Source organism: Nioella sp. (assembly GCF_964229645.1).
In the GTDB taxonomy this organism is placed as follows: domain Bacteria; phylum Pseudomonadota; class Alphaproteobacteria; order Rhodobacterales; family Rhodobacteraceae; genus Nioella.
The window spans coordinates 20,085-30,197 of record NZ_CAXREX010000236.1; the positions used below are offsets into that span (position 1 = coordinate 20,085).

The following is a 10,113-nucleotide window of genomic DNA, read 5'->3' on the forward strand; positions in this document are numbered from 1 at the left end:
GGGCCTGAACGCTCGCCCGTTAACCTTAACGCGCCCGCCCCCTTCTTCTTGGCCCAAATACTCCCGCCGGAGGCGTCCTGCCGAAACCACGGGGTGCACGGGCCGCAATCCCCTGTTCACCCCCCGGCCAAAACCCACTAACCTGCGGCCAAGACAACACGGAAAGAGGCCTCATGTCCGAGAGCAGCACTACCGGCTACCAGGTTCTGGCGCGAAAGTATCGCCCTGCCAGCTTTGCCGACCTGATCGGGCAGGACGCCATGGTCCGTACGCTCAAGAACGCGTTCGAGGCCGACCGCATCGCCCAGGCCTTCATCCTCACGGGCATTCGCGGCACCGGCAAGACCACCACCGCGCGGATCGTGGCCAAGGGGCTCAACTGCACCGGCGCTGATGGCACCGGCAAGCCCACGACGGACCCGTGCGGCAGCTGCGAACACTGCAAGGCGATCTCGGAAGGCCGCCATGTCGACGTGATCGAGATGGACGCCGCCAGCCATACCGGCGTGAACGACATCCGCGAGATCATCGAAAGCGTGCATTACCGGGCGGCTTCGGCCCGCTACAAGGTCTATATCATCGACGAAGTTCACATGCTGTCGAACAGCGCGTTCAACGCGCTTCTCAAGACGCTGGAAGAACCGCCCGCCCACGTGAAATTCATCTTCGCCACTACCGAGATACGCAAGGTCCCTGTCACGGTGCTCAGCCGATGCCAGCGCTTCGACCTGCGGCGGATCGAACCCGAGGTGATGATCGCCCATCTTCAGGGCGTCGCGCAGAAGGAAGGGGCCGAGATTGCCGAGGACGCCCTGGCGCTCATCACGCGGGCCGCCGAAGGATCGGTCCGCGACGCGATGAGCCTGATGGACCAGGCGATCTCGCACGGCGCGGGAGAAACCACCGCCGACCAGGTCCGCGCGATGCTGGGGCTGGCCGACCGGGGCCGGGTCATGGACCTCTTTGAGAAGGTCATGACCGGCGACGCGGCGGGCGCGCTAGATGAGCTTGGGGCGCAATATGCCGACGGGGCCGACCCGATGGCGGTTCTGCGTGACCTGGCGGAACTGACCCACTGGCTTTCGGTCATCAACATCACGCCCGAGGCTGCGAACGACCCCACGATCGGCCCCGATGAACGCACCCGTGGGCAGGCCCTGGCGCAGCGGCTCTCCATGCGGATCCTGGCGCGAACATGGCAGATGCTGCTCAAGGCGCTGGAAGAGGTGGCCCTGGCCCCCAATGCGATGATGGCCGCCGAGATGGCGATCATTCGCCTGACCCACGTGGCTGACCTGCCGCCGCCCGAGGACCTGGTGCGCCGCCTGAAAGATGCGACACCGCCCCCCCCGGCAGGCGGTGGCGGTGGCGGCACCGGTCCGGTGCCGCAGGGCGGGGGCACAGGCCCCCGCGCCACCTCGGCCCCGCGGGGCGGGGCATCCGGCGGCGGCGCCGCGACAGCCCTGGCGGAAGCCCCGGAAACGGCCCTGGCGCATTACCACAACTTCGACACCGTCGTTGCGCTCATCGAGTCGAACCGTGACATCAAGCTGCTGATCGAGGTGAAGACCTGCGTTCGGATCATTTCCTACGCGCCGGGCCGCATCACCTTCCAGCCCACCGATCGCGCGCCCAAGGACCTGGCCCCGCGCCTGGCCCAGAGCCTCAAGAACTGGACAGGCGTGCGCTGGACCGTGACCCTGGCCAACGAGGGCGGCGGCGAAACCATCGAGGAGGTGGAAAACGCCAAGGCGCGCGATCTGGAAAACGAGGCGCTTCAGCACCCGATGATGCAAGCGGTGCTGGCGGCCTTCCCCGAGGCCAGGATCACCGAAATCCGCAGCCGCGCCGAGCTCGACGCCGAAGCAGAAGCCGACGCCCTGCCCGAGGTCGAGGACGAGTGGGATCCGTTCGAAGAGGACTGAGCGCCGCCTTGCCTGCCGCTACCAGCGCCCGTATCTAGGCAGGAACCGATTTCAACTCCGCAGGAGAGACGCAATGCTGAAAGGACTGGGCCAGCTTGGCGACATGGCCAAGATCATGAAACAGGCACAGGAAATGCAGGGCAAGATGGCCGAGATGCAGGAGCAGCTGGCCACCATGACCGTCGAAGGCGAGTCCGGGGCAGGTCTCGTGCGGGCAACCGCCACCTGCAAGGGCGAGCTGACCGCCCTGGAAATCGATCCGTCGATCTTCGATCCGAATGAAAAGGAAGTGGTCGAGGACCTGATCCTGGCCGCGATCAAGGATGCGCAGGCCAAGGCCGCCGAGCGCAGCCAGCAGGAAATGGCCCGCCTGACCGAGGGGCTCAACCTGCCCGCCGGCGTCAAGCTGCCCTTCTGAGGCCCCAAGGCGTGGCTGGCGGCACCGAGGATATCGAGGCCCTGATCGACATCATGGCCAAGCTGCCGGGGCTCGGGCCCCGGTCTGCCCGCCGCGCCGTGCTGCACCTGATCAAGAAGCGCGCGCTTCTGATGCAGCCCCTGGCCGATGCGATGACCCATGTGGCTGCCAGCGCCCGCGAATGCCTGACCTGCGGCAATATCGGCACCTCCGACACCTGCGCAATCTGCGCCAGTGACGCCCGCGCCAATGGCCAGATCTGCGTTGTCGAGGACGTGGCCGACCTGTGGGCGATGGAACGGGGCCATGCCTTCCAGGGCCGCTACCATGTGCTTGGCGGCACGCTTTCAGCGCTCGATGACGTGGGGCCCGAGGATTTGCGCATCCCCAAGCTGCTCGACCGGGTCCGGCGCGAAGGCATTGGTGAAGTGATCCTGGCCCTCAATGCAACGGTGGATGGGCAGACCACCGCCCATTACATCGCGGGAGAGTTGGAGGGCGGCGGCGTGACCGTGTCCTCGCTGGCCCAGGGCGTGCCCGTCGGTGGTGAGCTCGACTATCTCGATGACGGCACCATCTCGGCCGCGCTGCGCGCGCGCAAGTCCTTCTGACCATGGCCAGCGTGCGCCACAAGCTGCTCCTCGCAGCGCTTGCCCTGCTCAGCCTCTTCGTCGCGCTCATCTGGGGCTACGCGGCCCTTCGCGGCCCCTCGCCTCAAAGCGTGTTCCAGGCCATCGGCCTTGTCCTGACCTCGGCATTCGTCTTTGCCCATCTCCTCGGGCTGGCCAGCGGCGGATACCTGTGGAAAAGCGGGGTATTCAGCGGCCGAGTGGCGTTTCTGGTCAAGGCTGCGACCGTCTATTTTGCCATGGCGACCTTGTTCGCCGTGGCAGGCAACGCTCTCGCGGCATCGCTGCTCAACAGTCTCTACGGCTGATCCCCGGGCCGCACCGTGCCGGTGCGGCGCGTCATTTTCCGACACGGAAAATGATCCGCGATCCGTCACGGATCGCGCGGGTCGGCGCCAAAGGCGCCGAAACCGCAGATACTCAGCGCATCGGGGAAAAGAGCGCATCCGTCAGCGTGCAATCGCGTGCCACGTCCGGGGCACAGGCCCTGGGCTCCAGCGCGCGCGTCAGGCAGATCCGCACCTCCTGCACCCGCCCGGCCTGACAGGTGACGGTCAGCATCTCGTCTTCCAGCCCGGGATTGGCCTCCAGGAAAGCCTCTTCGATCACGTCGGCCGGCAACCGGACCTCGCGATCGAGCTGGCGCAGGATCTCGGGCCGGGTCACGCTCTCATAGGCCAGCCGCGACAGGGCGTAGTAATCCGGAGCCGACAACCCTGTGCAGACCCCGTGCTTGTTCCACTGGTACCAGGCCAGCCCCGACGTGCCGAAGATATCGGCCATCTCGGCGGTCATCCGGCGCGACGGGTTCCGTTCCACCGTGGGACAGAAGGCGGGCCAGCCATCTTCGTATTGCGGCCAGAGCCCATGCAGGGTGAAGCCGAAACCCTGACCCGGCTCGCATTGTTCGGACCCGCGCGCATCGCCTTCCAGCGCACACCAGCTCGGGGTCCAGCTCAGTGCCATCACGTAGTAATCGAACTCTCCGGCCCGCTCGCCATCGGCGCGCACAACGCCCGCCGCCAGCATCAAAAGCCCCACCAGTACCGCACGCATCATTTGCCCTTCCCCTTTTGGCTCGATCCCCTTATATACCCCGCAACCTCCCTTACAATGAGGACACGCGAGGGCCCGACCCCGCGAGCCGATTTCCGGCACCGAGGGAGGCGTGCTTTTTCGAAGGAGCCTGAGAGATGAACAAACCGATCATGGCCAAGGCCACCGCCGTCTGGCTGGTGGACAACACCACGCTCAGCTTCAAGCAGATCGGCGATTTCTGCGGCCTGCACGAGCTGGAAGTCCAGGGCATCGCCGATGGTGACGTGGCCACCGGCGTCAAGGGCTTCGACCCGATTGCCAACAACCAGCTGACCCAGGACGAAATCGACAAGGGCGAGGCCGACCCCGCCCACAAGCTGGCGCTCAAGTTCAACCCCGCCGCCGTGGGCGAGGAAAAGCGCCGCGGGCCGCGCTACACGCCGCTGTCCAAGCGCCAGGACCGTCCCAACTCGATCCTGTGGCTGGTCAAGTTCCACCCGGAACTGACCGACGGCCAGATCGCCAAGCTGGTGGGCACCACCAAGCCAACGATCCAGTCGATCCGCGACCGGACCCACTGGAACATCTCGAACATGCAGCCGATCGATCCCGTGGCGCTTGGCCTGTGCAAACAGACCGAACTCGACGCGGCCGTGCAGAAGGCCGCGGCCAAGGCGGCCCGCGAAGGCGGGGCGATGACCGATGACGAACGGCGCAAGCTGGTTTCGACCGAACAGTCGCTCGGCATGGATCCCGAACCGCGCATGCCGACGGCAATCTCGGGGCTGGAAACCTTCTCGCTGTCCGATCCGCGCGGTGACGAGGAAGACAAGGAAGACGACGTGCTCGACGCCGACAGCTTCTTCAACCTGCCCGCCGGCGGGGACGACGACGAAGACGAACAGCCCTGAGGCGCTGATACGGCTTTGGACCGACCACCGATCACAAGCCCCGGACGCGTCACGCTTCCGGGGCTTTTTCTTGCGCCCGTGCCTGCGAATTGATCCGCCCGCGGACCTGCCCTACCCTGCACCGGCCTTCTTGAACGGAACCGGTTTCATGCGTGTTTGTTGTCTTGTCCTGGCCCTTCTGGCCCTTCCCCTGCCGGCCCGGGCCGACGCGTTTTATTGCGAGCTTCCCTGGTTCGCCCGCAACCTGATCTTCGACAGGGCGGGCTACTGTTTCGGCTCACCCCTTGGCCAGGCACTCTTCGACAACTCGGATTGCATCGGCACCGACGTGGTCCTGTCAGACCGCGACCGCGCCGCCGTCGACCATATCAGGGACCTTGAGGCAATACTCGACTGCGCCATCGACAGCGCCGCATCCCGGCTGGAACACCAGGAGGCTCTCGACCGCCTGCGTCTGCTCGACGTGATCCCCGCCCCGGTCGAAGATGAAAGCGCCTGCGTGGGCTACCGGGGCCCGGTCCAGTCGCTCCGCGCGGCCCCCGGGCCCGACGAACGGGTGATCGGCGCGTTGCGCCCCGGCGACGACATCAGCTTTCTTTTTCTAAACGAGGGGATCTGGGACTATGCCCTGGTCTGGAGCGAAGGCGAGGACGAGGCCGATCGCCGCCACGGTTGGGCACCCGTGGGCCTGGGCCATATCGACTGCGACGTGCACGCCGGCTAGTGCGCCGCGCGGGTCACGCTATCAAGCAGCGTGCGCCCGCCATCGACGGTGATCACCTCGCCGGTGACGAAGGCCGCCCCGTCCGAACACAGGAACTGCACCGCCCCCGTCACCTCGCGGGCGGAAGCGATGCGCCCCATCGGGGTGCAATCCTTGATCTCTTCGCGCAGCTTGCGGTCATCCTTCAGGGTTTCCTGCAAGCTGTTGGACATGAGCGACCCAAAGGCCACGCCATTGACCCGGATCCGGTGCGGCGCCAGCGCCACCGCAAGGCTTCGCGTCGCCTGGTCCAGCGCCGCCGAGCTGATCGAATAGGCCAGCAGGTCGGGATGCGTCCGCCGCGCCGCGATGGACGACAGGTTCACGATGGCCCCGATCGGACCCTCCTCGCTGCCGTCTTCCTCGGCCTGGGCGATCATGCGCTTGGCCACCGCCTGGCTCAGCCGCAGCGCGGTGAACATGTTCTGCTCCATCAGCGTCTCGACGGTCTTGTCCGACGGGTCGAGCGGGTCCGAAGCCATGACCTGGCGCGAAGCGTTTACCAGGATATCCACCCGGTCAAAGGCGTCGATCGTGGCCGACAGCAGGTTGGCGATTGTCAGCTTCTCGCGCAGGTCACCGGCGAAATAACGCACCTGCCCCTCTTCCTGTGCGGCATCGCCCACCTCGTCGATCAGCCCGGCCTCGTCTCGGTCGGCCAGCATCACGCGCGCACCGCGCTCGATGAAGTGGCGTGCAATGGCCAGTCCGACGCCATTTGCGGCACCGGTGATGATGGCGGTCTTGCCCTGGATGGAAAGCGACATGTCCCCGTCTCCCCTTGCTCAACCGCGCCGCGCCGATTTCGGCTTGCCCGCCTGGTAGAGCTTGTATCCCGCGATTTCGGCCAGCAGGCTGCCGGTCCCGAAATGCGCCTTCAGCGTGGTTTCATAGGGCAAATGGCGGTTCGCCACCATGAAGAACTGCCCCGAGGGCTTCAGCATCCGCGCCGCGGAGGCGATGAAAGCCTGCCCAAGCGACACATCCGCCGCCCGCCCGGCATGAAATGGCGGGTTCGAGATGATCGCGTCATATTTCGCGTCGGGCTCGAAGCTGGTGGCATCGGCCCAGAAGAAACGCGCCCGCTCATCGGCCACGTTGATCCGCGCGGCCTCCAGCGCCGACCATTCCGCTTCGATCAGGTCGAGGCTGTCGATCCCCGCCTGTTCTTCCAGCAGCACCGCCGACAGGTAGCCCCAGCCCGCTCCAAGGTCGGCCACGCGGCCTTTCAACTGCGGCACCAGCGCGACCAGCAGCTCCGACCCCTGGTCCGGCCCATCGGGCGAGAACATGCCCGGCGCGGTCACGAACCCCTCATCGGTCTCTCCCGGCTCGGCCACCCAGTCGGCCACCGCATCGGGCAGCCTGTCAGGGCGGGTCAGCCAGAACAGCTTGCCATGGGCCTTCGACAGGACCCCGTCCACCGGCATCACCGTCTTCACCGCCTTCAGGATCGATTCGATCCCCTCGTCCTTCTGGCCATCGACGGCAATGACACCTCCGGGCTCCACATGTGCCAGCGCCTCGGCCACCAGCGACAGGGTCTCGCCCTTGGATTTCACGATCTGCACCAGCGCTGCGCCAAAACTGCCCTCCGGCGCGATATCGACCTCGATCCCGCGCACGGCCAGCCGGTCATGTTCCGGCGCGAAACCTTGAACCGCCTGTATCTGCGCCGCACCCAGTGCGCTGAAATCCGATGCGCCACGCGCACGCAAGACCAGGACCCGCGCCCCCGCGGGCCAGGCCATGTCGCCGTTTTCCAGCGCGAGGGTCCATCTGTCGGGGGTCATGAGCATGGGAGCCACGGCCAGGGGGGCCGCTTACTCCTCTTTCTCCATGGTGCATTGCAGGGGATGCTGGTTGCGCCGAGCGAAATCCATCACCTGCGCCACCTTGGTTTCCGCGATCTCGTAGGAAAACACCCCCACGACCGCCACGCCCTTCTTGTGCACGGTCAGCATGATCTCGACCGCCTGCCCGTGCGAGATGCCGAAAAAGCGTTCCAGCACATGCACGACGAATTCCATCGGCGTGTAATCGTCGTTGAGAAGCAGAACCTTGTACATCGGCGGGCGCTGCGTCTTGGGCTTGGTCTGGGTGAGCACATCGCTCTGCCCGCCCGGATCGGTCTTGTCCGCCATGGATATCGGGAACTCAGGTGCCATCACGTCTTTCGAAGGGTCGCCGTGTTTCGCTAGAAAGGACTATATAAGCTGCCCCCTCTGTCAGAAAAGGGGGCGTTTGTCACCCCATGCCTGATGGGAAAGGAAAGACCGGTGAAACTCAAGACGATCGGCTTCGATGCAGACGATACGCTGTGGCAGAACGAAACCTTCTTTCGCATCACGCAGGACCGCTTTGCCGAGCTCTTGGCCGACTACACGGAAAAAGCCCATCTGATGGACCGCCTGCTCGCCGCCGAGAAGCGCAACATCGGGCACTACGGATTCGGCATCAAGGGCTTCATGCTGTCGATGATCGAAACCGCCATCGACGTGACCGACCGGCGCGTGCCCGCCTCGGTCATCGCCGAGATCCTCGCCGCTGGCCAGGAGATGCTGAGCCACCCCATTCACCTGCTGCCCCATGCCCAGCGAGCGGTCGAGGCGCTCGCGGACACGCACCGGATCGTGCTCATCACCAAGGGCGACCTGCTCGACCAGGAACGCAAGCTGGCCCAGTCGGGCCTGGGCGACCTCTTTCACGGGGTCGAGATCGTCTCCGACAAGACGCCCGCGGTCTATGCCCGCGCCTTCGCCCGCCACGGGGCCGGGGCAGAAAGCGCCATGATGGTGGGAAACTCGATGAAATCCGATGTTGTCCCCGCCATCGCCGCAGGCGCCTTCGGCACCTATGTCCCCCACGGCCTGACCTGGGAACTCGAACATGCCGAGGCCCCGTCCGACCACCCCCGCTTCCACGAGATCACCGACCTGTCTCAGCTTCCCGGCCTCGTCGACCGCCTTGGCGCCTGAGCTTCATTGTTCCGACAAATATCCCCGCCGGAGGCTCCCGCCCTCACCCCGCAGGGAAAGTCTCTCGCATCGCCCCTTCCATCTCCACGGGCGCGCGGCAGCACGCGCCGAGGAGGCCCCCCGTGCAAGCGGGGGGGTGACGAGGCGCGTTCCCGGGTCGACGCGCAACGCGCGGCGAAACCGCCATCTGTCTGCACGGGGGGTGCACAGGGGGTGTACGGGGGGTGCACGCCCGGCACCGGGTCAAAACCGGACCTGCTGAAAGGCCCTGCCCCTACCCCCGGGCGGGCCAGTGCAGGTGTTCGTCGTCGATGATGATCTCGTGACTGTGGTGCCGTGCGCCGCCATGGGCCTGCAAATGCGGATGATCCGGCGGCAGGTCCGGATGCTCGTGGCTCACCGCTCCCGCCTCCTCCCCCGGCCACAGCCGGGCCGCCAGCAGCACAGCCCCGCCCGCCACCAGAGACAGGACGAGCAGCGTCGCCTCCAGCCCCACCCATGGCCCCAGCCACCCCGCCACCGGATAGGCTACCAGCCAGCAGGCATGGGACAGGGCGAACTGGGCGGTGAAGATCGCCGGGCGATCCTCCTCGTGGGCTGAGCGTCGCAGCAGCCGGCCAGATGGGGTCATCACGGCCGAATTCGCCAGGCCCAGCAGCGCCCAGACCGCCAGCAAGGCGCCCCAGCCCGGCTCCGCCCAGCCAAGAAGCCCCCCGTATCCAAGCCCGATCACCGCGAGCCCCGATCCGCCAAGCAGCATGACGTTCCGGTCTCGCACCCGGCCCAGGATCGCAGGTAGAGCAAGTGCCGCCATCATGGACCCTGCCCCGAAGGCCGCCATTGCCAGGGCAACCTCGCCCTCGCCCCCACCGAACCGGCCCCGCACAAGGACGACGGTGTCGACCAGCACGAAGGCAATGACCGAGGCCACCGCCAAGTTCAGCGCCAGCAGCCCGCGCAGCCTGGGTGTCGCCAGGTAGATGAAGCCCCCACGAGTCAGACGTTGACGAAACGGCCGCTGCCGCGCACCGGCGCGTTCCGGCAGGCGCAGGCTCACGATCAGCAGCGCCGACAGAATGAAGCCCGCAACCGTGCCGACGAACAGCATCGAATAGCTGACAACCAGCAGCAAAAGCCCCGCGATCGTCGGACTCAGCAGGTTTTCAAGATCATAGGCCAGCCGCGACAGCGACAGAGCATTGGTGTAGTCCTCCTCCTCGGTCAGAACATCCGGGATCGTCGCCTGGAAGGCAGGCGTGAAACTGGCCGAGGCCGTCTGAAGGAGAAAGATAAGCGCATAGATCTGCCAGACGGAATCGATGAACGGCAAGGCCAGCGCCACCCCCGCCCGGATCAGGTCCGCGCCCACCAGAACCACCTTTCTCGGCACATGCGCCAGGGCAGCTGCCAACACGGGCGACAGGCCGACATAGGCCACCATCTTCAGGGTC

General features: G+C 66.1%; 12 protein-coding genes. 7 read left to right on the forward strand and 5 right to left on the reverse strand.

What is annotated here, in order from left to right:
* Positions 1-173 precede the first annotated feature (173 nt).
* From ACEQXV_RS15865 to ACEQXV_RS15880, 4 genes are all read left to right on the forward strand, one after another.
* Entirely contained in the window at positions 174-1,925 is a 1,752-nt protein-coding gene (locus ACEQXV_RS15865; protein WP_370251962.1) for a DNA polymerase III subunit gamma/tau, read from the forward strand.
* A 73-nt stretch (positions 1,926-1,998) separates the two neighbouring features.
* A complete protein-coding gene (locus ACEQXV_RS15870) occupies positions 1,999-2,343 on the forward strand; it encodes a YbaB/EbfC family nucleoid-associated protein (protein ID WP_370251963.1) in 345 nt (114 codons plus the stop codon).
* Positions 2,344-2,354: 11 nt separating this feature from the next.
* A complete protein-coding gene (gene recR, locus ACEQXV_RS15875; protein WP_370251964.1) occupies positions 2,355-2,954 on the forward strand; it encodes a recombination mediator RecR in 600 nt (199 codons plus the stop codon).
* A gap of 2 nt (positions 2,955-2,956) precedes the next feature.
* Positions 2,957-3,280 carry a hypothetical protein gene (locus ACEQXV_RS15880; protein ID WP_370251966.1) on the forward strand — a complete coding sequence of 108 codons (324 nt, stop codon included), beginning with the start codon at positions 2,957-2,959 and terminating at the stop codon, positions 3,278-3,280.
* 112 nt (positions 3,281-3,392) lie between these two features.
* On the opposite strand, the gene ACEQXV_RS15885 is transcribed toward ACEQXV_RS15880, so the two are convergent.
* Positions 3,393-4,028 carry a ribonuclease T gene (locus ACEQXV_RS15885; protein ID WP_370251986.1) on the reverse strand — a complete coding sequence of 212 codons (636 nt, stop codon included), beginning with the start codon at positions 4,026-4,028 and terminating at the stop codon, positions 3,393-3,395.
* 137 nt (positions 4,029-4,165) lie between these two features.
* On the opposite strand from ACEQXV_RS15885, the gene ACEQXV_RS15890 reads away from it, so the two are divergent.
* Positions 4,166-4,921 (forward strand): DUF1013 domain-containing protein, encoded by a 756-nt coding sequence (locus ACEQXV_RS15890; RefSeq protein ID WP_370251967.1) that lies wholly within the window; start codon positions 4,166-4,168, stop codon positions 4,919-4,921.
* Between the two features lie 148 nt (positions 4,922-5,069).
* On the forward strand, positions 5,070-5,645 hold the full coding sequence (locus tag ACEQXV_RS15895; protein WP_370251968.1) for a DUF4453 domain-containing protein: 576 nt from the start codon (positions 5,070-5,072) through the stop codon (positions 5,643-5,645).
* Here the strand turns inward: ACEQXV_RS15895 and ACEQXV_RS15900 are convergent.
* From ACEQXV_RS15900 to clpS, 3 genes are read right to left on the reverse strand one after another with little or no spacing between them, the layout of a single operon-like run.
* Positions 5,642-6,451: an SDR family NAD(P)-dependent oxidoreductase gene (locus tag ACEQXV_RS15900; protein WP_370269979.1), complete on the reverse strand. Its 810-nt coding sequence runs from the start codon at positions 6,449-6,451 to the stop codon at positions 5,642-5,644. The genes ACEQXV_RS15895 and ACEQXV_RS15900 overlap by 4 nt on opposite strands.
* 18 nt (positions 6,452-6,469) lie before the next feature.
* Entirely contained in the window at positions 6,470-7,477 is a 1,008-nt protein-coding gene (locus ACEQXV_RS15905; RefSeq protein ID WP_372526003.1) for a methyltransferase, read from the reverse strand.
* 30 nt (positions 7,478-7,507) lie between these two features.
* Positions 7,508-7,828 (reverse strand): ATP-dependent Clp protease adapter ClpS, encoded by a 321-nt coding sequence (gene clpS / locus ACEQXV_RS15910; protein ID WP_370251987.1) that lies wholly within the window; start codon positions 7,826-7,828, stop codon positions 7,508-7,510.
* A 135-nt stretch (positions 7,829-7,963) separates the two neighbouring features.
* Between clpS and ACEQXV_RS15915 the strand changes: the two genes are divergently transcribed.
* Positions 7,964-8,662, forward strand: a complete 699-nt coding sequence (locus ACEQXV_RS15915; protein ID WP_370251972.1) for an HAD family hydrolase — start codon at positions 7,964-7,966, stop codon at positions 8,660-8,662.
* Between the two features lie 274 nt (positions 8,663-8,936).
* Here ACEQXV_RS15915 and ACEQXV_RS15920 read toward each other — a convergent pair.
* On the reverse strand, positions 8,937-10,113 hold a 1,177-nt coding region (locus ACEQXV_RS15920; protein ID WP_370269982.1), incomplete at its 5' end, for an MFS transporter.

Bases quoted from the DNA above. Each gene is read 5' to 3' on its own strand.
- ACEQXV_RS15890 (WP_370251967.1), top strand. From the start codon at position 4,166: ATGAACAAACCGATCATGGCCAAGGCCACCGCCGTCTGGCTGGTGGAC.
- ACEQXV_RS15865 (WP_370251962.1), top strand. From the start codon at position 174: ATGTCCGAGAGCAGCACTACCGGCTACCAGGTTCTGGCGCGAAAGTAT.
- ACEQXV_RS15900 (WP_370269979.1), bottom strand. From the start codon at position 6,451: ATGTCGCTTTCCATCCAGGGCAAGACCGCCATCATCACCGGTGCCGCA.
- ACEQXV_RS15870 (WP_370251963.1), top strand. From the start codon at position 1,999: ATGCTGAAAGGACTGGGCCAGCTTGGCGACATGGCCAAGATCATGAAA.
- ACEQXV_RS15880 (WP_370251966.1), top strand. From the start codon at position 2,957: ATGGCCAGCGTGCGCCACAAGCTGCTCCTCGCAGCGCTTGCCCTGCTC.
- ACEQXV_RS15905 (WP_372526003.1), bottom strand. From the start codon at position 7,477: ATGACCCCCGACAGATGGACCCTCGCGCTGGAAAACGGCGACATGGCC.
- ACEQXV_RS15895 (WP_370251968.1), top strand. From the start codon at position 5,070: ATGCGTGTTTGTTGTCTTGTCCTGGCCCTTCTGGCCCTTCCCCTGCCG.
- clpS (WP_370251987.1), bottom strand. From the start codon at position 7,828: ATGGCGGACAAGACCGATCCGGGCGGGCAGAGCGATGTGCTCACCCAG.
- ACEQXV_RS15885 (WP_370251986.1), bottom strand. From the start codon at position 4,028: ATGCGTGCGGTACTGGTGGGGCTTTTGATGCTGGCGGCGGGCGTTGTG.